We start from the raw sequence: 22483 nt of genomic DNA, 5'->3' as shown, positions 1-22483 counted from the left end.
TCCCGAAGATCACATGACAGAGGATGACCCATGCATGCCGGCCTCCTTCACCAGCATGCAGCTTGAATCACTCCATCACTGATTTGGGAATCCCTCCCGATTCACAGCGTAGGGAAACCGCTCTAGCATCGGAAAAAATGTTGCAAAAGTATTCAATTAGTCGCCTTTGTCACAGCAAGCACATGCATTTGGAACAGCCTATTCTACTCAAAAATGGTGAGCGTTCGGGGTTGCGTTGACAGGTCACTTGACCCCCAATCGAGGTGCCGGGCCTCGGGTGCCTGGCGCGAGGGGGCGACCGCGACCTGTTCGCGTCGCTTCGCGTGGGTTCGCGGTCAGGGGACGCAGGCCGCAGAATCGTCCCCACGCCTGAAAAACACCTGGGCCCCCGCGTTCGCGGGGGTGACCGGAGGGGGAGAGCGTGCGGGCCCGCCTTTCCGGGTCTTCCCCGCTCACGCCTCGCCGCCCTCCACCTTCGTCGCCTTCAGCGCTTCCAGCGCCCGCTCCCGCGCAAACCCATGCTCGACGATGGGGTGCGGATAGGTCTGGCCCAGGGTTATGCCGGCGGCGCGCAGGATCAGCGGGTCTGCGGTCCAGGGGCTGTGGATGACGGCGTCGGGCAGGCGGGCGAGTTCCGGGACCCAGCGGCGGACGTAGCGGCCGTCGGTGTCGAACTTCTCGCCCTGGCCCATCGGGCTGAAGATGCGGAAGTAAGGGGCGGCGTCGGCGCCGGAGCCGGCGACCCACTGCCAGCTGGCGGCGTTGTTGGCGCGGTCGGCGTCGAGCAGGGTGTCCCAGAACCAGGCCTCGCCCTGTCGCCAGTCGATCAGGAGGTGCTTCACGAGGAAGGAGGCTGCCAGCATGCGGACGCGGTTGTGCATGAAGCCGGTGGTCCACAGCTCGCGCATGCCGGCGTCGACCATGGGATAGCCGGTCTGGCCCTTTGTCCAGGCGTCGAAGCCGGCCGGGTCGTCGCGCCAGGGGAAGGCGTCGAAGGCGGGCTTGAAGTTGCGGGTTTCGATCTGCGGGTTGTGGAACAGCAGGGAGTGGCTGAACTCGCGCCAGCCCAGTTCGGCCTTGAACTTGTCGGCCTGGCGGCCCAGCGCGGGCCGGGCGTCGATGGCCGTATCGACCGCGGCCCAGATCTGGCGTGGGCTGATCTCACCGAAGTGCAGGTGCGGCGACAGGCGCGAGACGGCCTCGGCCGCGGGGATGTTGCGGCCGTCGGTGTAGCGGGCGAGGCCGGTTTCCAGGAAGCTGGCCAGGCGGGCGTGCGCGCCGGCCTCACCCGGCGTCCAGAGGCTGAACCCGCCCGTCCAGTCCGGCTTGGTCGGCTGGAGGCCCCAGGTCTCGAGGCGCTGGCTGTCCGGCCAGATAGCGGGCGCGGTCAGGGCGTCAGGGGTCGGGTGAAGGGGGGTGAGGTCCAGGCTGCCCTGCGCGGCGCGCCAGAAGGGGGAGAAGACCTTGAACGGCTCGCCGCTCTTGTTGCGCACGGTCCAGGGCTCGGACAGCAGGGCGGAATTGAAGCTTCGGGCCGCCAGACCCTGGGCCTTTAGCCCGGCCTTCAGGGCCGCGTCGCGATCCGTGACGCCGGGGTCATAGAGCCGGTTCCAGACGACCTCGGCCGCGCCGGTTTCCTGCACAACGGCCATGAGTTCGGTCGCTGCGTCGCCCCGACGCAGGATGAGGCGCGAGCCCAGGGTTTCAAGTGACGCGCTCAGCCGCGCGAGGGAGATGCCGAGCCACCACAGAGAGGCGGCGCCGGGTGCGCGCAGGCCCTCCGTCTCGTCCAGAATATAGAGCGGGATGACCGGTCGGCCGGTCTCGATGGCGTCGCTCAGGGCCGGATTGTCGCTGAGGCGCAGGTCGCGCCGGAACCAGACGATGACGGGTGCGGTCGGGTCTTTGTCGTTTGCCGGGTTCATCGCCGTAGAATGTCGCTGTGCGGGAAAGAGGGAAGGTTCATCGAGGGTGGCAGGGTCAGTGCCTGAAGCCGGTTCGGTGTAGTCGTGTCGAATGGCCAAGTCGACAAGCCCCGGCGGGGCAGGGCGCCATCCGGGGTTCTGCGCCGAACAGTCGCAGCGGCAAATGTGCGCAGGGCGCTGGTCGTTTCGATGGTCTGCCTGTATCGAGGGGGCCGTCGCAGCGCGACGCCTGTGAGGCTCGATTCCCCTGACCCCCGCCCGCCTTGTAGAGCCCCCGCCGCCCGAGACGACAGGGCGGGTCTGCTTCCTCTACATCGCCCAGGCTCACCAGGTGTTGCACAGCCTGTCGGTGGCGGTGTCCCTGGCGGCGTCTCGCCCGGACCTGCAGGTTGACGTCGCCGCGACAGATTCCGCCGTGCTTCGTCGCGCACGCGACATCGTGGAGGTGCTGGGACCCTCACGGATCAACTGGCGGCTGCTGGGGCCGGGCTGGCTGCGGGCGATCCGGATGCCTGACGGCGGGCCGCCGAAGCTGCCGATGCTGGTGGCCAATGCGTGCAGGCTGGCGGCCTATGATGTGATTGTCGCCCCGGAGCGGACCACGGCGGCTCTGCGCAAGCTGGGGGTCAAGTCAAAGCTGGTCTACACACAGCATGGCGCCGGCGACCGGGAGGGGCCGTTCGAGGCGCGGCTGGGCGCCTTCGATCTGGTCTTCGCCGCCGGGCGCAAGCAATACGAACGGCTGATCCAGGAAGGCCTGGTGGCGCCGGAGAACTGCGCCATTGTCGGCTATCCCAAGTTTGATCTGGTGGACGCGCTCAAACCGGACCTGCCGCGACTTTTTGCCGAACAGCGGCCCACGGTGCTCTACAATCCGCACTTTCACGCAGGCCTGAGCTCCTGGCCGGACTGGGGACGGCAGGTGCTTGACGCGTTCGCCGGCCAGACCCGCTACAACCTGATCTTCGCGCCCCATCTGCGCCTGTTCGGCAGCCGGCCGCCAGGCGAGGTCCCGGAACTGGCCGCCTATCTGGGAAACCCTGCGATCCACATGGATCCGGGCGGATCGGCGGCGGCCATCGACATGACCTATCTGCGGATGGCCGACGTGTATCTCGGTGATGTGAGCAGCCAGATCTATGAGTTCCTGCGCGCGCCGCGACCTTGCGTGCTGCTGAACCCCGGGCATACCGACTGGCGCGGTGACCCCAGCTATGGTCACTGGCGCTTCGGGCCGGTGGTGGAGGACATTCACCAGCTTCTGCCGACGATTGCGGCGGCCCAGACCGGACATCCGCAATTCCGGCCGGTTCAGGTCGCCGGATTCAACGAGACCTTCGAGATCCAGGGGGAACCGGCCTCATCGCGGGCAGCCCGCGCCATCGCCGGCCTGCTGGGGCCGTCGCCGGTTGCGGACCGATCTACGATGCAGCGGTAGCCTGAGGGCCTCACAGTTCCCAACCCTTGCGGTATGGCCGTGTCAGATACTGGTTGGCGTCGGCGTTGTTGGTGATGCGGCCGGCGGTGGCGTCGTACTCCAGCGGCGCATCCGCCTTCAGGGCGACGATACCCAGGACCATGGTCTCATTGAGCGGGACGGCGTACTCGAAGGGGCACGACACCTTCTCCTCGCCGCGGATGGCGCGGATCCAGTTCTGCTCGTGGCCGCCAATGCCGCCCTGGATGCGGGGCAGGGACCGGGGGATCCTGGCGGCGGCGGCGTCGAGGCCTTCGCCGATCAGGGTGGGCTTCTGGCCGTAGGTCTCGTGCATCAGCATGCCCTTTGAGCCCACGAAGAGGACGCCACCGTCGGGGTTCATCTTCAGGTCAGCCGGGAAGTTCCGGGGCGTGGCCGGCAGGATGCCGCCGTCGTACCAGGTCAGGCGCAGCGGGCCGCCCTTCATCTTGCCGAACTCGTAGTGGGTGATGCTGGCCAGGGGGAAGCTGGTGATCTCGGGCGGGCGGCGCGTGCTCCAGAGGTTGGAGGACCCGGCCCAGCGGGAGTGCCGGGTCTCGATGCGCGTGGGCAGGCCGGGCTCCAGGGCCCAGATGGGGAAGTCCATCAGGTGCGCGCCCATGTCGCCAAGGGCGCCCAGGCCGAAGGGCGTCCAGCCGCGCCAGTTGAAGTGGCCGTAGTCGGGGTGATAGCCCCAGTCGACATTGGCGGGGCCTAGCCAGGCCTGCCAGTCGAGCCCCTCGGGGGCCGGCACAGGGGCGGGCCTTGCGACGCCCTGCGGCCATACCGGCCGGTTGGTCCAGACGTGGACTTCCGTGACCTTGCCGATCACGCCGCCCCGGATGAGCTCGATGACGCGCCGGCCATCGTCGCCGGAGTGGCCCTGATTACCCATCTGGGTGATCAGGCCGGGGTTCTGCCTGGCCAGGGCCAGCAGGCGGCGGCCTTCCTCGACCGTGTAGGTCAGGGGCTTCTGCACATAGACGTGGATGCCGCGCTCCATGGCCATGCGGGCGGCGACGGCGTGGTGATGGTCAGGCGTGGCGATCAGGACAGCGTCGATGTCTTTCCGGGTGTCGAACATCTTGCGGTAGTCGGAGAACGCGGGCGCCCGGTCATAGGCGTCGCGAAGGGCCTCCCGGCCGGGGAGCAGGCGCGAGCGCTTGTCCAGCATGCCGCGCCAGACGGCGTTGTAGTCGACGTCGCAGGTGGCCACGATGTTCTGGTCGGTCAGCTTGTTCATGTTGACCCCGCCCTGTCCGCCAGCGCCGATGACGGCGACATTGACCTTGTCGCTGGGGGAGAGCGGTCGCGCGGCGAACGCCGGGGCGGCCAGTGTGGCGGCGCCTGCGCCCAGCAGGCCACGGCGCGTCAGGTGAGTGTGTGGTGTGGCCATGGTGCGTTTCCCGGCAGACTTCTGAGTTGCAGGGATTGGCAGCGCGTTTCGCCGCTTTGACAAGGGGTCAGGTGCGTTGCGGACGTGACGGCAGCGCCGCCAGGCTCATTGCATAGCCCAATATGCTGCTGGCCCCGTAGCCTACCAGCGGGGTGGGGTAGTTACCCAGCAGGGCGGCGGCGATGAGCCCAAGCCAGACGGCGCCGAAGACGGCGTAGGTCGGGCGGTTGGCGGGATTCAGGACGCGGCCGGTGATCGCGGGCAGCAGCAGCCACTTGGCCCCGATCCAGACCGCGATTCCGATCAGCCAATGGGTTTTGAACGCGGTGAACAGGACCTGCTCGACAAAGGGTTGGGCCGGCAGGGTGTCGGGGCGAGCCAGTGCGATGGCAAAGGCGATGGTCGCGGTGATGAGCGCCGCCAGCGTCCGGCGATCGGGTTGCGTCACCGCCAGCGCCGCCAGGGCGAGGGCCAGGGCGCCGGCCGTCGCCCGGTCGGGTTGCAGGGCCAGGGCGGCGGCGGTGATGATCACGCCGGTGGTCGACAGAAGGCTTTGATCGCGGGCGAACAGCACCGCCAGCAGGGGCGTCAGGATGAGCCCGGGCTGGAGCGTCAGCGGCCCCAGCCGAACCCAGCGGGTCGCCTCGTCCAGGCTCTGGCCGAACAGGGCGGTGGCCATCAGGGCCAGGCCGATCATCAGCGCTGCCAAGCCTGGAAGGCGCGGGACCGGGCGGGCCCATCGGCGCCAGGCCATGAGGCCGGCCAGCCCAATGATCAGCGTTCCGGCGTTCACCGCCAGGTAGCGGCTCGGCGCGCCGGCGGCGGCCAGATAGACCAGTCCCATGCCGACCGCGCCCGCGGCGGAGGCGATGCCGATCCGGTTCAGGGTCAGCATGTGCGAACGTCCCTAGAGAAAAGCCCGGACCTCGGTCAGGAAGTCATCCAGCCGATCATGGTGCACCCAGTGGCCAGCGCGGTCGAACTCCACTAGCCGGGCGTTCTGGAAGTGGGCCATGCGGCCGTCCTTCTCGGGGTTGGAGGCCCAGCTTTCCTTGCCGTTCACCAGCAGGATCGGACAGGTGATGTTGGCCCAGAGCTGCTGCTGCTCGGCGGGGCTGAAGTCCACCGGGGAGAACGAGCGGGCGTAGTTGTCGAACTTCCAGCTATAGCTCCCATCTTCATTTTGGCTGACGCCGTGGACGGTGAGGTAGCGGGCCTGTTCTGGGGTCAGGTGCTTGTTCTCGGCCTGCATGCGAGCCAGCGCCTCGTCGATGGAGGCGTAGCGGCGAGGCGTGCGGCCAGACAGCGCGCGGGTCTCGCTGACCCAGTGGCGAATGCGCTCCATCGGCGTGCGGTTGGCGCGCTCGGCGATCATGGCGGGGGAGGGGCCCAGGCCCTCGATCGCCACCAGTTTCGAGACGGTCTCGGGAAAGGCGCCGGCGTAGCGCAGCGCGATGGCGCCGCCCATGGAGTGGGCCACAATGCGCACCGGGGCCAGATGCTGCTGGTGGATCAACTGGGCCAGATCATAGACGAAGGCCGACATGGAATAGTCGCCGCTGGGGGAATAGGCGCTGTCGCCGTGGCCGCGGATGTCGGGGGCGATGATGTGATAGTCGCGGCGCAGATCCTGGGCCACCCAGTCCCAGTTGCGGCAGTGGTCGCGCCCACCGTGCAGCAGGATCAGCGGCGGGGCATCGGGGTTTCCCCAGTCGGCGTAGTGCAGCCTCAGGCGCTGCGAGATGAAGGTCTGTGACGTGGGGCCGATAAAGGGGGCGGGCATGGGGTCTGGGGTCCGGAGGACTGGTGTCCTCCGGATACAGAACCTGATCCCTCAGGACCAGCCCGCTGTCAGCCTGCCCCAATGCCGCCCTGTTACCATTGGCCTGGCGAAGGGTTACGCGTCGGCGATTGGGGCGCGGACAGAGGCATAGGCCGGCCCCGTGGACCGGCCTACGACAAGATGTTGATCCGTCAGGCTGCTTTCAGGCCGGCACTTCGGCGGCGGATCAGAGAGCCGGCCATCCCGAAGCCGAAAATCATCATGGCCCAGGTCCCTGGCTCCGGCACAGCGCCGGTGCCGACGTTGAAGGCTATCCTGCTGCCGTCTCCTGCGCCACCATCATTATACACATACATGTTGAGATTGTTGCCGATCAGCCCGATATTTTGCTGACCAGCTGTCCAGCCGCTCGTAATGGCGTTCGGGCCGCCGCCGTAGAGGTTCTGCATCGCCGTGAGGTCGAAGAACATCTGGATCGAACCGCCAGCTTCGCCATTCCGGAACATACGGGTGGCATAGTCAAAGCCCACGTTGGCTCCAGTGAGGCTGGAAAGCGAGCCTGTTCCGCCCTGCGAGGTCCCGTCCGAGGTGTAAACTGCGAGGTTGCTCGGTCCAGCGCCGGTTGTGCCGTCGAAGTAGAAGACGAAGTCGTTCTTGTGCCCCCACTGATTTGCGGAGGTGCGACCATCAGTGGCTCCGAGCGCTGACGCGGGCTGGTAGGCATTGCCTTGCAGGCCGAAGATCACGAACGTCGATCCCTTGGTGCTGGCGGCGCCGTTCAGATCCAGTCCGATACCCAGGATCGTGTTGCCATTTGCAAAGGCGCCCGTCGATGAAGCCCCCTGTGCAAAGCCGACCGGTGTGCCTGCCTTGCCTACCTGTATCCCGCCAGTGGGGGCGTTGTTATTGAAGATGAATGTCGACGTGTAGAGATCGTAGCTGCGGGTGGTGCTTCCCGAGCCCCATAGGCCGACGGCCAGCGAGTTTCCACGGGATTCCCAGCCGCCCCACGAGGAGCCGCCGTTGATGTCGACGGCTGCCTCGGAAGAGGCTGCGAACGAGAGCGCTAGTGCGACCGTCGCAACGGCGGCGTATTTCTGCAAAGACATGGAATTACTCCAAAGATGAAGGCCGGACCCTACCGGCCGCCTGCGCCTGCTAAGTAATTGTGCGGGAACCGACGTCAACGCGATTCCCTTCTCAGGCGAGATCGTTGGCTATTTAGGGGATCAAAACGCTGTTATGCGCTCCACGGTTGTGTGGCGCCTCGATGTGAGTGAAGAGTCTGCTACCAGACTCAGACGCCGGAGCAATCCTGCGGGACCAATCCTCGCCTTGCAGGCCTTGGCGGTAGCCGCACCCGCGGCGCTCAGCCCATCACTTATTGTCTGCTACCGCCTCGCCTGCCTCGGCGGCTTGGCGAAGGGCTCGACGTCGGCGGCGGTGACTGCGTCCTTGTAGTCGTTGCCGAAGTGGGTGCGGATGTAGTTGGTCACGTCGGCGATCTGGGCCGGTGTCAGGCTATCGCTGAAGTAGGGCATGCCGCCCTTGCCCTTGGCGATCAGGTAGATGGCGTATTGGGCGGTGCCGATGCGGGCATTGCCGGCCAGCGCCGGGAACATGCCGGCGCCGACCGCGCCCCTGGCGTCGGCCATGTGGCAGACCTGGCAATAGGTCCGGTAGATGTCCGCACCGTCCTTCGGGATCGGCGGGCGGCTGCCGCCAGGGCCGGGTTCGTCAGCCAAAGCGGGAAAGGCGAGGGTCGCCATCAGGGCGGCCAGGGTGAGACGGGTTCTCATGCTCAGGCCTCCATGGCGCGTTTGTGCAGGCGGGTGATGGCGTCGATGGCAGAAAGCAGCGAGCCCTCCATCCAGCAGCCGACATAGGAGGCGTGCTCCCCGGCCAGCACGATGCGGTCTTCGAGGGCGACGAGCTCCTGATAGTGCTCCTTGCGGGTGTCCTCGTTCCAGCGGGCGCAGCAGCCCATGACCCAGGGGATCCGGTTCCAGGCCACCGAGACGCCGTTCATGAACTCCTTGCGGCAGGTCTTGGGGTGGAAGACCTCGCCTTGCGCCAGGGCGACTTCGATGCGCTGCTCCGGGGTCATGCCGCCCAGGCGATAGCCGCCCGCGCCCCCGGCGAAGGCGCCCAGCAGGACGGCGGGGCCGTCCTCAAAGAAGTTGTTGTTGGGGTAGGAGATCAGGCTGATTTCCTGGCTGGTGAAGGAGTGGCCGCCGTAGATATCCTGATCCTCTTCCCAGAAGCGGCGGCGCATCTCCAGGCCGATCTTGACCGAGTTGGAGTAGGGCACCGCCTGGATGGCAGCGGTCTTTTTCTCCGACAGGTTGGTCTCGATCTGGCTGAGCACGGTCAGGGGGATGGTGCAGACGCAGAAGTCAGCCTTGGTGGTGGTGGTCCCGCCCTTGACGATGTCGGTGTAGGTGACGCTGACACCGGACTTGTCCTGCATCAGCTTGGTGACCTTGGCGTTGTAGGTGATCAGGCGGTCGACCTGCTTCGCAAACCCCTTGCCGATCATGTCCATGCCGCCCACCGGCTGGAACATGGTGGTCTGGAACTCGTCGTTCATGAAGAACGCCATGTTGTTGGCGATACCGGACTTCACCACCTGATCCAGTGGAAACAGATCGGAGGGCTTCGGCGCGCCATTGACGCCGCCGCCGGGGGGCAGGTCGAAGCCCCGGTGGCTGGAGGAGCGCAGGTTCCTGGCGTACTTCATGTCCTCGTCGAGCATGCCCCAGCCGCGCAGGGCCTCCTTGAAGCGGTCGACGTCTTCGGGCGAGAGTTTGGTGTCGAGGGATTTCTGGTCGATGGCCTTGGACAACAGCTCAGCCACATTGCCCTCGAAGTCGGCGGCGAGGGACCGGAAGCGCTGGGGCTGGCCGCCGAAAGCGTCGATGTTGTGGACATAGGCGTTGTGATTGAACTGGATGAATGGCTCCAGCTTCACGCCGAATTTCTTGCAGTAGTGCAGCAGGGTGTTGTGGTGGTGCGGGATCCGCCAGGGGCCGGGATTGAAGAAGTTGCCCTTGGCGAAATTCACAGTCTGGGTGGCGCCGCCCATTTCCGTGAACTTGTCGCCGCCGCGCAGCGACCAGTTCCGGCCGCCGGGCCGGTCCTGATATTCAAGGATCCGGACACTGTAGCCGGCCTTCTCCAGTTCATAGGCCGCCAGCATGCCGGCCAGGCCCGCGCCCAGCACGACCACCGAGGCCCCCTGGCGCGCGCCAGTCAGATTGGGCGGACCCGGGAAACGGCTTTCGGCCGCGTGACCAAAGGTGGTCATCATCTGGTACATGGCGGCTGTACCGCCCATCAGGCCGATGGCGTGAAGAAGCTGCCGGCGCGTCGGCGTCTGGCGACCTGATTCCATGAAATGAACCCCCTGCTCAATCGTGACTGGAGGCAGGAAGACCAGAGCCCGGGCCCTGGCGGGAGGGTCTGGCGGCCTCGCGGCGGCACAAACCGATACGTTGGGCGAAAACGGGCGGAGCGTGTCTAAAGGCTAGGCAAAGCTTGGCCAGACCTGGGTTCGCACGGCGTCGAACCCCAAGATCGGATCGTACGCAGCATCCTTGCCATCATGCCATCACGGGCCTATCTTTCGTCCATGCCAGCGCCCCAACTCTCAGTCCGTTCCGCCCGCGCCCGCGATCTGGCGCATCAACTCTCGGCGCGGGAGCAGCGACCCATTCATGCGATCGTTGAGGATGCGCTCAACGAATATGCGAGCAAGCGGCAGCAGCCGGAGTCTCCGCAGGCCTTCTTGCGGCGCTTGCAGGCAATTGGGGCGGACGTGCTCCGCGATGCAGACATTGACGCGCTCCAGGCGTCTGTCGACGAGAACCGGACGCCGCATCACGGCCTTGATTTGTGATCCTGCTCGATACCAATGTGATTTCGGAGTTGATGCGGGAGAACCCCGACCCTGACGTGGCACGATGGTTTTCCCTGAATGACGGGGACGCTGCGTTACCCGCCATCGCGGTTGCGGAACTCGCCTTTGGCATTGCGAAATTGCCGGAAGGCGCGCGCCGCAATGCGCTTGGCCAGCGGCTGGTCGAATGGCGGCTGCGTTTCGCGGATCGAAGCCCCGGGTTCACGTCCAACACCGCGATGCTGTACGGCGAGATCATGGCCAACGCGCGCCGCGGCGGCCACAACATGGCCATTCCCGACGCCCAGATCGCCGCGATTGCGCTGGAACATGACTGTGCCCTTGCGACCCGGAATGGCAGAGATTTCGCGACCACGTCGGTCGCGCTTATCAATCCCTGGCACGCGGCGTGAGCGCGCCCGACATCTTCCTGTTCGAAGACGGCGCCTAGCGATGCGATTGCGACGGGCCAGCCGCAGCCGCCATGGCCGCATCGACCTCACGCTTGTATCCCTCCAGCGCGGCGCAGCTCGACGGGCAGGCCGCGACCCTGGCGGCAAGCCAGGCCAGTTGTTCCTGGGCCTTGGGGTCGTTCAGGCGAGCCATCGCCACGCCCAAGCCGGCGCGGGACTCAGGATCGCCGGGGGTGATGCGGACCGCGCCTGTGTAGCTGCGGCGTGCGCCGCTCCAGTCCTGAAGGCCGATCTGGGCGGCGCCCAGCAGCTTCCACGACTCGATGCGTTTGGGATCGGCGCGAACGACGCTGGAGGCGAAGCGGCGGGCAGTCTTGTAGTCGCGGGCCTGAAGGGCCTGGGTGGCGCGGTCGATGCTGTACTGGGTGGTCTCGCGGTGGTTGGCCAGCAGAGCGTCACCGCCGGCCTGGAGATTCTCCATTTCGGACTGCTGGGCGTAGGCCGGGGCGGCGGCCATCATGGCCGTCAGGATCAACGTTGCTGCTATCCGTGACATTGAACGTTTCCCGACGCCGCTACTGTGACGCCCCGCGCGCCTCGATACGCACAATGTCCACCAGTATGTCGCCCTGCACCAGATGCAGCAGGTCGTACCGGTCAAGCGTGGGGTCGATGTGGCCGGGTGCGAAGGCGATGCGCTCGCCACGCACCAGGGGCTGGCCGTCGGGTCGCATCAACAGGCCGTGCTCGTCGCCGAAGAACTGGAACTTCGAGCGCGCAACCTTGGGGGTCAGGGGCTCGGGCAGGGGCCCGTCGGTGGAAAAGGCCTTCAGTCCGCCGTCGACAGTGACCCACTTCGGATGGTTGTCGGTAATCACCGTGGTGGCGATACTCAGGCTCTGTTCGAAGGCGCCGTCAGGGTCCGAGGTCAGGGCTTCGCGATAGTCGCGGTCCATGAAGGCGAAGGAGCCGGGCTGGACTTCGGTGAGCACGCCCTGGGCGGCGTCGGCGGCGAAGCTACCGGTGCCACCGCCGGTGACGACGTCGAACGCGGCGCCCGTGGCGCGGATGGCGGTCAGGATGGTCTTCAGACGGGCCATGCCGTCAGCGATGGCGGCGGCGCGTTCATTGGCGCCCTTCATGTGTTGCCACTGACCGCCATAGCACTGGACGCCGATGAGCCGCAGGTTCGGCTGGGCGGCGATGGCGCGAGCGACCGCGGCGGCCTGTTCGGCGTCATGAACGCCGGTGCGGCCGAGGCCTGGGTCGACGTCGATCAGGACCTGGATTGGCGAGGTCGCGGCGGCGGCCAGTTCGGCGACGCCGTCGACGTGATCCACCACGATGCGAAAGTCCGGCAGGGTCGCCGCGAGATGGGCGGCGCGTCTGGCGGAGAGCGCGCCGGCGACAGGCGAGGTGACCAGAATGGCGCCGACGCCGGCGGCCGCCATGGCCTCGGCCTCGGCCAGTTTGGCGCAACAGATGCCGACCGCGCCGGCGGCGATCTGGCGGTGGGCCAGGGTGGCGCATTTGTGCGACTTGGCGTGCGGCCGGAGCGCCAGACCGGCGGCCGCAGCGCGACCGGCCATTTTGGCGACATTGCGGTCGAAGGCGTCGAGGTCGAGAACGGCGGCGGGGGTAGGGATCCTGTCGCGAGAGCCCGGCTGGCCGATCAGGGCGAGGGCCGCGGCGACGTGGGGTTTTTCGGCGAGCGGGCCGAGGGTGGGGTAATTCATGGCCCATTCCCTCCGAGGTCTATTCATTCCCCCATGAACCCCGGAAGCCAGCCTTCGTGTCGGCTTCGCAGGTCTTCGAGGTCGACCGCGGTGATGAAGCCCGATGCGCCCGAGAGGGAAACCTCATCGCCGCCGGCCTGACCGACGATGGCATAGGCGACCCCAGCGGCCTCGGCGGCGGCGTCCAGCGCTTCCAGCGCATCGTGGCTGAGGGCGACGAGGTAGCGCGCCTGGTCCTCGCCGAAGAAGGCGGCGTGGTCGGGGATGTCGCCCTGGACGTTGAGCGCCAGGCCCACGTTCGACGCCAGGGCCATTTCGGCTGCCGCGGCGACCAGGCCGCCGTCGGAGAGGTCGTGAACCGTGCGCAGGTCGCCGGACAGGATCAAGGCGCGGATCATGTCGCCGGTGCGGCGCTCCAGGGCCAGGTCAACGGGGGGCGGCGCGCCATCCTCGCGGCCCAGCACTTCGCGCAGATACATGGATGCGCCCAGCTCGCCGGAGGTGGCGCCCACCAGCACCAGAACATCGCCGGCCTGCATCGAGGCGAAGTCGGCGCGGCGGGCATAGTCGGGCAGGATGCCGACGCCGCCGACGGTGGGGGTAGGCGGGATCGCGGCGCCATTGGTCTCGTTATAGAGGCTGACGTTGCCGCTCACGACGGGGAAGTCCAGCACGCGGCAAGCCTCGGCCATGCCGTCGATGGCGCGGACGATCTGGCCCATGATCTCGGGGCGTTCGGGATTGCCGAAGTTGAGATTATCGGTGATGGCGATGGGATCGGCGCCGACGGCCGTAAGGTTGCGCCAGGCCTCGGCGACGGCCTGCTTGCCGCCCTCATAGGGGTCGTTCTGAACATAGCGCGGGGTGACGTCGGAGGTCATGGCCAGCGCCTTGCGGCCGCCATGCACGCGCACGATACCGGCGTCGGCGCCGGTGGCGGAGTCTTCCAGGGTGTCGGCCATCACGTGGCGGTCGTACTGTTCCCAGAGCCAGCGCTTCGAGGCCATGTCGGGGGCGCTCATCAGCGTCAGGATCGCGGCTTTCCAGTCCTCGGGGGCGGGGACATCATCCGGCGTCAGGCGCGGCTGCAGCGTCGGCGCGACCCAGGGCCGGTCGTAGAGCGGGGCGTCCTCGGCCAGCGGCGCCAGCGGGATGTCGCAGACGATCTCGCCCTTGTGCTTCAGCACGATGTGACCGGTGTCGGTGGTCCAGCCGATCACGGCGGCGTCCAGACCCCACTTTTCGAAGATCGCATGGCCGTCATGCTCGCGGCCGGGCTTGAGCACCGCCAGCATGCGCTCCTGGCTCTCCGACAGCATCATCTCATAGGCGCTCATGCCCTCCTCGCGCTGGGGCACCATGTCGAGATCGAGCTCGATGCCGACCTGGCCCTTGCCCGCCATTTCCACCGAGGATGAGGTGAGGCCTGCCGCGCCCATGTCCTGGATGGCGGCCACGGCGCCGGACGCCATCAGTTCCAGGGTGGCCTCGATCAGCAGCTTCTCGGCGAAGGGGTCGCCGACCTGGACTGTCGGGCGCTTCTCATCGGAGGCGTCGTCGAATTCCTGGCTGGCCATGGTGGCGCCGTGAATGCCGTCGCGGCCGGTCTTTGAGCCGAAATAGACCACCGCCAGCCCGGCGGCCGGCGCGGCGGAGTAGAAGATCTTGTCCGCGTCCGCCAGGCCCACGCACATGGCGTTGACCAGGATGTTGCCGTCATAGCCGCAGTGGAAATTGGTCTCGCCGGCCACGGTGGGCACGCCCACGCAGTTACCGTAGCCGCCGATGCCGGAAACGACGCCGGACACGAGGCGTTTGGTCTTGGGGTGGCTGGGATCGCCGAAGCGCAGGGCGTTCAACAGTGCGATGGGCCGGGCGCCCATGGTGAACACGTCGCGCATGATGCCGCCGACGCCAGTGGCCGCGCCCTGATAGGGCTCAATGTAGGAGGGGTGGTTGTGGCTCTCCATCTTGAAGATGCAGGCCTGGCCGTCGCCGATGTCGATGACGCCCGCGTTCTCGCCCGGACCGCAGATGACGCGGGGACCCGTCGTCGGGAACTTGGAGAGGTGCTTGCGGCTGGACTTGTAGGAGCAGTGCTCCGACCACATCACCGAGAACACGCCGAGTTCGACATCGTTGGGCTCGCGGTTCAGGCGGGTGACGATGAGGGCGTATTCGTCCGGCTTCAGACCATATTCGGCGGCCTTGTCGGCCAGGCTTTTGGCGGGGGCGGAGCTCATGGCGGGGGTTCTAGCGGGACTCGGGGCGGGGCGCGATAGGCCTACCTATTTCGACACCATGTCGCGCTGCAGCCAGCGGCAGGTCAGCAGGAAGAAGCCGCCCCCGACCGCATAGAGGAGTGAGGTGAGCATCAGGGCGTCCTGGAGGCTCTCGGGATGGGCGCTGTTGCATACGCCCTGGAGTTCCGGTGACAGCGCGGCGCGGGCGACACCCTCGCAGGCCTTGCGGGTCAGTTCGGAGGCGCCGAGGTCAGCGACCTTGGCGCTGAAGAGGCCGTCGCTCAGAGCCCCGATGAACAGCGGCCCGAAGCCGTAGCCGAACAGATTGATGACGAAGAGCATCACGGCGGTGGACACCGCGCGCACCTGGGCCGAGACCACCCCCTGGCCAATCGTGTATTGCGCGGCGAGGTAGCCATATTTGGACAGGCCGCCCAGGCAGAGCCCGATGGCGCAGATCCACAGGTTATCGGTGCTGAACGCCAGCACATAGAAGGGAACGGCCAGGATCATGCCGTATCCAGGCAGCCAGGCGATGGCGTTCGGGTATCGACGCGAGAGGCGTTCGGCCAGCCAGCCGGTCGCAAGCGCCCCCACTGAGCCGGCGAGCGCGGCCGGCACATTGATCCACACTGCGGCCTCGCCGGCGCTGAGTCCGAAGGTGCGATTGACGAACAGCGACTGGAACGACGAGATCCCGTAGCCGCAGAACGCGGCGAAGGTGGCTGCGATCGCGTTGGTCCACCAGGAGCGTTTGGACGCCAGTTCGCGAAAACCGTCGGCGAAGGGCACGCTGGTTCGACGCACCGTGCCGGGCGGGTCGGTGTAGCCGCGGGGCGGTTCCTTGACGGTCATCCTCATAAGCAAGGCCACGGCGACACCGGGCAAGCCCAGGACGACAAAGGCAATACGCCAGCCGAAGGCGTCGGTGATGGGGCCGCCCAGCAGGTTGGCGAGCATGCCTCCAAGGGTGACGCCCATTGCGTAGTAGCCAAGCGCGGTGGAGCGGCTGACGGGCGGGAAATAGTCCGCGATCAAGGAGTTGGCCGGCGGCGTGCAGCCCGCCTCGCCAATGCCGACCCCGACCCGGCAGGCCAGAAGGATCCAGAACGCGCCGATGGTGACCGAGCCGATCGTGATCTCTGCTGACAGTCCGCAAAGCGCGGTCATCACTGACCACAGGGCGACGCAAACGGCCATGATGACGACCCGGTTACGGGTCTCGGAGAACTGCGCGAGCGGGATGCCGACCACTGTGTAGAGCAGGGCGAATCCGAACCCGGTCAGGAGGCCGAAGGCTGTGTCGGAAATGCCCAGTTCGGGCTTCATCTGCGGTGAGACCACCGACAGGAGGCTGCGATCGATGAAATTCAGGATGTAGATGACGAGCAAAACGTTGAGCACATAGGTCCGGTAGCCCCGGGTCCCGTAGCCATTGATGTGTCCGTCGGCGGGGACGTCCGGGCTACTGCTCATGCGCGTTCGGGCTCGTGATTGTGCGTTAGAAGGCGACCGTAGCGACGCTTGCCATCGATCACAACGCTTGAGGGGGCGCGGCGCATCTCATTGCCAAGGCGGCCGAGCGCCCTTTAGATCGAGCCTGTCCCGGGAGAACCACGCCATGAACCGATACTGGACCCTGTCCGACAAGCCGGTGGGCGCATGGCCTGATGCGGAGACGTTTGTTCTCCGGGAAGAGCCCATTCCGAAGCCAGGTCCCGGCCAGGCGCTGACGCGGACGATCTATGTGTCCCTCGACCCCTATCAGTGGGGCTACAAGCGGCGCGGCGTAGAACCCAGGGGCGCGCCCTGCCATGCGCGGACCGTGAGCCAGGTGGTGGAGAGCCATATCGAGGGGTTGGTCGAGGGCGATCTGGTGTTCAACACCAACGGCTGGTCGGCCTATGGCCTGATGGGCGAGGGGGTGGCCCGGCCGTCTTACATGGTGCCGCGCAAGCTGGACCCGGCGCTGGGGCGGATTTCCTGGGCGGTGGGCGTGCTGGGGATGCTGGGGCTGACGGCCTATGCGGGGATGATCCTGCAGGGCGATCCCAAGGCCGGCGAGACGGCGGTGGTGTCGGCGGCGTCGGGCGGCGTGGGCCAGATCGCTGGCCAGCTGGCGAAGCTGCGCGGGGCGCGCGTGGTGGGTATCGCCGGGCGCGAGGAGAAGTGCCGGTTCGTGGTGAAGGAGCTGGGCTACGACGCCTGCGTCTCGCATCTGTCGCCGACCTTTGCCGACGATCTGCGCGCGGCCTGTCCGGATGGGGTGGACGTCTATTTCGAGAATGTCGGCGGGGCGGTTTTTGACGCGGTACTGCCGCTGTTCAATCCCGGCGCGCGGATGACGATCTGCGGCCTGATCGCCCACTATGGCGATGCGGCGGGCGTCGATGGCCGGGCCGAGCTGATGAAGCGGGGCGAGGCGATCTTTGCGGCGCGCGGCGTGACCGTGAAGGACCTGTTCGTGGGCGACTTCGTGGCCGATCACCACGACACCTTCCTGCGCGAGATGGCGGGCTGGGTGGGAGACGGCAAGGTTCGATATCTGGAGGATATGCGCGAGGGGCTGGAGACTGTCCCGGCCGCCTTTGGCGACATGCTGCGTGGGGGTAACTTCGGCAAGATGCTGGTGCGGGTGGGGGATGATCCGACGCTGTGAGCCAGAGCGGCGCGCCGGTTGCCCGGCGCGCCGTCCGTCAGAGGCCTAGAACGACTTGCGGACCGTGGCGCCGTAGGTGCGGGGCGGGTTGGTCAGGAAGCCGTAGCGGGCGCGCAGGCCACGCTCGCGGTCGATGGCGAGCTTGGCGCGTTCGTCGCCGACGTTGTTGATGAAGGCTGCGGCCTCCCAGCCGTCGCCCCGGACGCCAACCCGGAAGTTGACGATGTCATAGGACGGCAGGCTGAGCGGGAACGACAGCTGAGCCGCCGTGGTGGCGCCGACGTTGCGGAACAGGCTGGCGGTGGCCGGATCGTTTTCCTGATCGGAGATCTGGGTGAAACGCTTTCCGACATACTGCCAGGTCAGGTTCGAGAACACGTCCATGCTGTCGTTCAGTTCGCGCTCGTAACCCACGCTGAACGAGGTCTGGAACTTCGGAACCGTGGGCAGGCGATTGCCGTCTCGCAGGCCTTGGATCGGCGCGCCGGCGGCATTGCGGACGCTCGAGGTCAGCTTGGCGTCGTTGTAGGAAGCCGTGGCCGCCACATCGAAGTTATCGCTGATCCGATAGGCGAACTCGGCGTCGAAGCCGGTCGACTTGGCGCTGGGCACATTGGCGATGATCCGCGAGGAGCAGCTGCCGGCATCAATTGTAGCCTGCAGGTTGGAAACATCGGCATAGAAGCCAGCCACCGTCAGCGAGCCCTTGCCGCCCAGCTTGGCCTTCACGCCGGCCTCATAGTTCCACACGGTCTCGTTCTTGAAGCCGGGTGTGGACAGGGCGCTGAAGGTGGCCAGGTCACCGGGTGTGCAGAGCGGACGGTTCAGCGGATCGTTGATCCCGCCCAGCCGGAAGCCCTTGGAGACCTGGGCGTTGAGCGTGATGTCATCCGTAGCGTCGAACGCGACGATGACGCGCGGGGCGACATTGTCGGCCTTGGTCTTGCCGGGCACCGCGATGGTGGTGTCGGCGAAGATGCCGTCGAAGGTCAGCGTGCGGCTTTCCTTGTAGTCGGCGTAGCGCAGGCCGGCGGTCACAGCCAGACGGTCGGTGAACGAATAGGTCGCCTCACCGAAGATCGCGTACTGGGTCTGCTTGTAGGGGACCAGCGAGAAGTAGAGGTGGTCAGTCGGGGCGACGCGGCCCTGGGTCTGGATGCCGGTGGCGGCGGAGAAGCCGGCGACGGTCAGGTCCTGGGCATAGTCGCGGTCGATGCGGGAGTAGAAGCCGCCGATCACCCACTGAAGCGGGCCTTCGCTATTGGAGGCGAGGCGGATTTCCTGGGTGTAGGACTTCGCATCGGTGGTGTCGGCCAGCGGGGCGTTGATCGTGTAGACCGCCGGGGCGAGGCCGATGGAGCCGCCGGTGATCGACCCGGTCAGGGCGGTGGCGTCACGCAGGACCAGAACCTCACGATCCGTGAAGGTCGAGACGGAGGTGAAGCGCAGGTCGCCCACATCGTACTGCAGGTTCAGGTCAGCCAGCAGGAACTCGTCTTCGAACTTTTCCTTCAGCTGGGTGTACTGCTTGGTCCCGCCCAGCTGGACGCGCGGGCGCGTGGTGGTGAACTGATTGCCCAGGATGTTGAAGATGTCGACGCGGTTGAAACCGTCGACGGCGATCTTCTGATACTGCAGGCGCGGTGTGATGGTCAGCGCGTCGCTGGGCTTGAAGGTCAGCGCGGCGCGGAAGCCGCGACGGGTGCCGTCATTCACGTCGTTCTTGACGCTGCCGTCCGGCTGGACGGCGTCAATGAAGCCCGGGAACTGGGTGGCGAACGCGGTGATGCGCAGCGCAGCCTGTTCGCCGATCGGCACGTTGATGGCGCCCTTGAGGTCGCCGCCGACATCGCCGCCCTGGACCTTGTTCAGCGTGGCTTCGACCGTGCCCTCATAGACACCGATTTTGGGGGCGTTGGTGATGTAACGGACCGTGCCCGACAGCGAGCCCGAGCCGAACAGCGTGCCCTGGGGGCCGCGCAACACTTCGACGCGGTTCAGGTCGAACAGGTCGAGGTCCGGGGTGAACAGCGACATCGAGATGACGCTTTCGTCGAGATAGACACCGACCTGCTCCTTAACGCCCGGCTGATCGCGGACGATCTGGCCGGCCGAGATGCCGCGGATGGCGATCTGGCTCTGGCCGGGGCCGAGGTTCTGGACCGAGAAACTGGCGACCGTGCGCGACAGGTCCTCGATGTTGGTGATGCCGCGGTTGCGGATGGTCTTCTCGCCCTGGGCGCTGATGGCGAAGGGGACGTCGATCAGGGTTTCTTCGCGTTTCCGCGCCGTTACGACCAGCTCTTCTATTTCGCTATCTGCGGCGAAGGCAACGGGTGCAGCGGTGAGGGCCATGGTGACAGCGAGCACGCTGGCCTGCGCGACCAACAGGGTCTTGTGAGTTTTCATGTGGTTCTCTCTATCTCAGGGCGCGACTCTTGGAGCGGTCGCGCTCAGCGGCCTGTTTTTAGCGCCGATTGCAAAATATCCGTCACAGTCTCTGTCGCCCTGTGGCCGATCCATCGCGACCTGTGGCAGAAATCCCGCAGATGCTTGGCGCCCTCAGCCCCGCAAAATCCCTAACGACTGCTCGGCCAGGGCGGGCGTGCCGTTGATCGCCTCGCGCTCTGTCGAGGCGTTGCCGCCGAGGATGCGGCGGTAGACGCCCTGGGAAATCGAGGCCAGCCGGAAGATGCCGAAGGCCATATAGAACGGCCAGTCCGCAATCCCCTTGGTGCGCCCGGTTCGCTGGCAATAGGCGGCGACATAGACCTCTTCGGTGGGAATGCCGCTGGTGGCGAAGTCGACGCCATCCAGGCTGCCCCAGCCGGGGGAGTGGCTGCGCCAGATGAAGCCGTTGTAGGCGATGTCGGCCAGGGGATGGCCGATGGTGGAAAGCTCCCAGTCCAGCACCGCGATGATCCGGGGCTCGGTGGGATGGTACATCACGTTCTCGAGGCGATAGTCGCCGTGGGCGATGGTCACCGACTGGTCCGCCGGGATGCGCCCGGGCAGTTCGGCGATCAGGGCTTCCATGGCCGGGATCTCTTCAGTCTGGGCATCGCGGTACTGGCGGGTCCAGCGGGCGACCTGGCGTTCGAAATAGTTTCCGGGCCGGCCGTAGTCGCCGAGGCCCACGGACTCGAAATCCACGCTGTGGAGCTTGGCCAGGGTGGCGTTCAGGTCGTCGTAGATCGCCGCCCGCTCGGCGGGCTCCAGGCCGGGCAGGGTCGCGTCGCGGAAGATGCGGCCTTCTAGATAGTCCATCACATAGAAGGTGGCGCCGATGACGTCGGGATCTTCGCAGAGCGCGCGCATGACAGGCACGGGGATGTGGCCGGCAAGCGCCTTCATCACGCGGTACTCCCGGTCCACCTGATGAGCGCTGGAGAGCAACTGGCCCGGCGGCTTCTTGCGCAGCACATAGAGGTGACCGTCTCCGCCGGTCAGCAGGAAGGTCGGGTTCGACGCGCCGCCCTGGAACTGCTGGACGCGCAAGGGACCCTGATAGCCGTCTACGTTGGCGGCCATCCAGGCGGCCAGGCGAGCCTCGTCGAAGCGATGGGCGGGGACGACGTCGCGGATTGGAAGTTCGGTCATGGGCGCATGCTCACCGAGCGCGCGCCGAGGTCAACCGTGTCCCAGCGGAAAGTGGTGAGCAGCCTGTAGCAGAGATGGTCAAGTTCTACAGGCAGCGGATGAGTTTCTGGCGCTTGCCAGCCACCATGTCAAAAGCCTGGTCCGCGGCGCCGCTGGACTGTTTGAAATTGAGATGGAGATTGGAGCCGGACACGGTTCCGTCGAAACGTGCGGCCAATTGGACGGGAGGGGCGTCGGCGTCGACCGGGCCACCGCTTTCGGGATAGTAGACCCCTGCGGCTTTGAAGCGACCCTTTCGATCCAGCGCCACCGGGCCGGACAGGGTGGCGTAGCCGCAGTCGAATTCAAGACGGCCGCCCTGGGCGGTCAGGGTCAACACCGCGCGGTCTCCGCCCCACATTCCGGACAGGGGCGCTACGGCTGCCCGGGCACCACCTATACTCAGCATTAGGGTCCCCGCGATCATCAGCCGGATCGCGCTTGCAACGTGGTATCGATCCTTTGACATCACCCTGCGCCCGCGCTCGAAATGTGTGGCGCGCCGGATCGAAACTGACCCGGCGCGAACCACGACTATACGGCGGATTGAGGCAAGCTGGCGGCCATCTGCAAGTACCTGCGACGCCGCAGGCTTGCGCCAACCACACCCATGCCCAGGATCATGATCGCCCAAGTGCTGGGTTCCGGCACTACGCCGGTCGATCGATCAAAATCGATCGCCGCAATGAACGTGCCCCAACGCGACCCGCCGGTGCCGCCGGGATGGCCGCCCGCAGCGTTGTTGTATTCCCGGGCGAAAGTGCCGGCCAGCCAGAACATGCTGGAGTCTTCGGGGTCGAGGCTCACCGAGCTATAGTCCGCCCAGCGTTGGCGCCCTACGGCGGTTTGCCCGAAGAGGGAGCCGTTGTGGTAGTCGTCCGTATCGCTGACCCTGAGCACGATCTCGTCGCCGATCTGCATCAACTCGCCGCTGCCGCTGGTTGAAAAGGTGCGCGCCGCCAGGGTGATCCTGCCTGTTGCGGGGTCCAGTCCGGAGCGGTTGTAACCGATCACCACCTGACCGAACTCGTTCACGGCCAGCGAGCCCTGGTAGTAATCATAGCCATCGAGGCCGTCGCCGATGTTGCCTTCGTCCAGAACCTGATTTGTGACGGAATCCAGAATGGTCCACCGCACCGAAGTGAAGGCGGACCCGTTCTCTGTCACGGTATGGACGGAATAGATTTTGCCATCCACTTCCCAGGCGCTGGAGCCAATCTGGTTGTCTAATTGGTTTCACGGTTGCCTCAGGTTCGTTGTTGGACTGACCTTGGTCTATGGTTGTCTACGGGGTCATGGCCTGGCTGGGGAGCCTTGATGGCCGTGCCGCAAGAT

At 66.3% G+C, this 22483-nt stretch carries 18 protein-coding genes and 1 pseudogene; 4 read left to right on the top strand and 15 right to left on the bottom strand.

The genetic code is table 11. The features are described from left to right. Positions 1-452 precede the first annotated feature (452 nt). Positions 453-1925 carry a cryptochrome/photolyase family protein gene (locus ACIQ3B_RS13370; protein ID WP_397403356.1) on the bottom strand — a complete coding sequence of 491 codons (1473 nt, stop codon included), beginning with the start codon at positions 1923-1925 and terminating at the stop codon, positions 453-455. A gap of 331 nt (positions 1926-2256) precedes the next feature. Here ACIQ3B_RS13370 and ACIQ3B_RS13365 point away from each other — a divergent pair, with 331 nt between their 5' ends. Next, entirely contained in the window at positions 2257-3363 is a 1107-nt protein-coding gene (locus ACIQ3B_RS13365; RefSeq protein WP_397403354.1) for a glycerophosphotransferase, read from the top strand. 10 nt (positions 3364-3373) lie between these two features. On the opposite strand, the gene ACIQ3B_RS13360 is transcribed toward ACIQ3B_RS13365, so the two are convergent. The 6 genes and pseudogenes from ACIQ3B_RS13360 to ACIQ3B_RS13335 all read right to left on the bottom strand — a co-directional run bounded on the left by ACIQ3B_RS13360 (position 3374) and on the right by ACIQ3B_RS13335 (position 9954). Further along, positions 3374-4777 (bottom strand): Gfo/Idh/MocA family protein, encoded by a 1404-nt coding sequence (locus ACIQ3B_RS13360; protein WP_397403352.1) that lies wholly within the window; start codon positions 4775-4777, stop codon positions 3374-3376. A gap of 67 nt (positions 4778-4844) precedes the next feature. After that, the gene (locus tag ACIQ3B_RS13355; protein WP_397403350.1) at positions 4845-5672 is read right to left on the bottom strand and encodes a hypothetical protein; all 828 of its coding nucleotides are present in this window, start codon (positions 5670-5672) and stop codon (positions 4845-4847) included. A gap of 12 nt (positions 5673-5684) precedes the next feature. After that, positions 5685-6560, bottom strand: a complete 876-nt coding sequence (locus ACIQ3B_RS13350; RefSeq protein ID WP_397403348.1) for an alpha/beta fold hydrolase — start codon at positions 6558-6560, stop codon at positions 5685-5687. 191 nt (positions 6561-6751) lie between these two features. Continuing rightward, a pseudogene (locus ACIQ3B_RS13345) lies at positions 6752-6865 on the bottom strand (PEPxxWA-CTERM sorting domain-containing protein); the annotation flags it as partial. A 1086-nt stretch (positions 6866-7951) separates the two neighbouring features. Next, a complete protein-coding gene (locus ACIQ3B_RS13340) occupies positions 7952-8359 on the bottom strand; it encodes a c-type cytochrome (RefSeq protein WP_397403346.1) in 408 nt (135 codons plus the stop codon). A 2-nt stretch (positions 8360-8361) separates the two neighbouring features. Next, positions 8362-9954: a flavin monoamine oxidase family protein gene (locus tag ACIQ3B_RS13335; protein WP_397403344.1), complete on the bottom strand. Its 1593-nt coding sequence runs from the start codon at positions 9952-9954 to the stop codon at positions 8362-8364. A 210-nt stretch (positions 9955-10164) separates the two neighbouring features. Between ACIQ3B_RS13335 and ACIQ3B_RS13330 the strand changes: the two genes are divergently transcribed. After that, positions 10165-10458 (top strand): type II toxin-antitoxin system VapB family antitoxin, encoded by a 294-nt coding sequence (locus ACIQ3B_RS13330; protein ID WP_397403342.1) that lies wholly within the window; start codon positions 10165-10167, stop codon positions 10456-10458. Then, positions 10455-10871 (top strand): type II toxin-antitoxin system VapC family toxin, encoded by a 417-nt coding sequence (locus ACIQ3B_RS13325; protein WP_397403340.1) that lies wholly within the window; start codon positions 10455-10457, stop codon positions 10869-10871. The genes ACIQ3B_RS13330 and ACIQ3B_RS13325 overlap by 4 nt, the downstream gene beginning before the upstream one ends. A gap of 34 nt (positions 10872-10905) precedes the next feature. Here the strand turns inward: ACIQ3B_RS13325 and ACIQ3B_RS13320 are convergent, their stop codons facing one another. Genes ACIQ3B_RS13320 through ACIQ3B_RS13305 form a run of 4 tightly spaced genes read right to left on the bottom strand, consistent with a single transcriptional unit; the run spans position 10906 to position 16326 of the window. Further along, positions 10906-11427 carry a tetratricopeptide repeat protein gene (locus ACIQ3B_RS13320; RefSeq protein ID WP_397403338.1) on the bottom strand — a complete coding sequence of 174 codons (522 nt, stop codon included), beginning with the start codon at positions 11425-11427 and terminating at the stop codon, positions 10906-10908. A 19-nt stretch (positions 11428-11446) separates the two neighbouring features. After that, complete coding sequence (locus ACIQ3B_RS13315; RefSeq protein WP_397403336.1) at positions 11447-12607, bottom strand: alanine racemase; 1161 nt, start codon at positions 12605-12607, stop codon at positions 11447-11449. A gap of 23 nt (positions 12608-12630) precedes the next feature. Then, on the bottom strand, positions 12631-14850 hold the full coding sequence (gene purL / locus ACIQ3B_RS13310; protein WP_397403334.1) for a phosphoribosylformylglycinamidine synthase subunit PurL: 2220 nt from the start codon (positions 14848-14850) through the stop codon (positions 12631-12633). A 45-nt stretch (positions 14851-14895) separates the two neighbouring features. Beyond that, positions 14896-16326 (bottom strand): spinster family MFS transporter, encoded by a 1431-nt coding sequence (locus ACIQ3B_RS13305; protein ID WP_397403332.1) that lies wholly within the window; start codon positions 16324-16326, stop codon positions 14896-14898. 145 nt (positions 16327-16471) lie between these two features. On the opposite strand from ACIQ3B_RS13305, the gene ACIQ3B_RS13300 reads away from it, so the two are divergent. Then, positions 16472-17509: an NADP-dependent oxidoreductase gene (locus tag ACIQ3B_RS13300; protein ID WP_397403330.1), complete on the top strand. Its 1038-nt coding sequence runs from the start codon at positions 16472-16474 to the stop codon at positions 17507-17509. Positions 17510-17554: 45 nt separating this feature from the next. On the opposite strand, the gene ACIQ3B_RS13295 is transcribed toward ACIQ3B_RS13300, so the two are convergent. The 4 genes from ACIQ3B_RS13295 to ACIQ3B_RS13280 all read right to left on the bottom strand — a co-directional run bounded on the left by ACIQ3B_RS13295 (position 17555) and on the right by ACIQ3B_RS13280 (position 22345). Further along, positions 17555-19918, bottom strand: coding sequence for a TonB-dependent receptor (locus tag ACIQ3B_RS13295; RefSeq protein ID WP_397403329.1), 2364 nt, complete (start codon positions 19916-19918; stop codon positions 17555-17557). Between the two features lie 153 nt (positions 19919-20071). Then, positions 20072-21109 carry a phosphotransferase gene (locus ACIQ3B_RS13290; RefSeq protein ID WP_397403327.1) on the bottom strand — a complete coding sequence of 346 codons (1038 nt, stop codon included), beginning with the start codon at positions 21107-21109 and terminating at the stop codon, positions 20072-20074. Between the two features lie 85 nt (positions 21110-21194). Next, positions 21195-21488, bottom strand: a complete 294-nt coding sequence (locus ACIQ3B_RS13285) for a hypothetical protein (RefSeq protein WP_397403325.1) — start codon at positions 21486-21488, stop codon at positions 21195-21197. Between the two features lie 194 nt (positions 21489-21682). Beyond that, a complete protein-coding gene (locus tag ACIQ3B_RS13280; protein WP_397403323.1) occupies positions 21683-22345 on the bottom strand; it encodes a PEPxxWA-CTERM sorting domain-containing protein in 663 nt (220 codons plus the stop codon). Between the last annotated feature and the right edge of the window lie 138 nt (positions 22346-22483).

Source organism: Phenylobacterium sp. (assembly GCF_044358365.1).
GTDB lineage: Bacteria > Pseudomonadota > Alphaproteobacteria > Caulobacterales > Caulobacteraceae > Phenylobacterium.
Note: the sequence above shows the minus strand (reverse complement) of the source record. Positions and strands in the feature narration are given on the sequence as shown.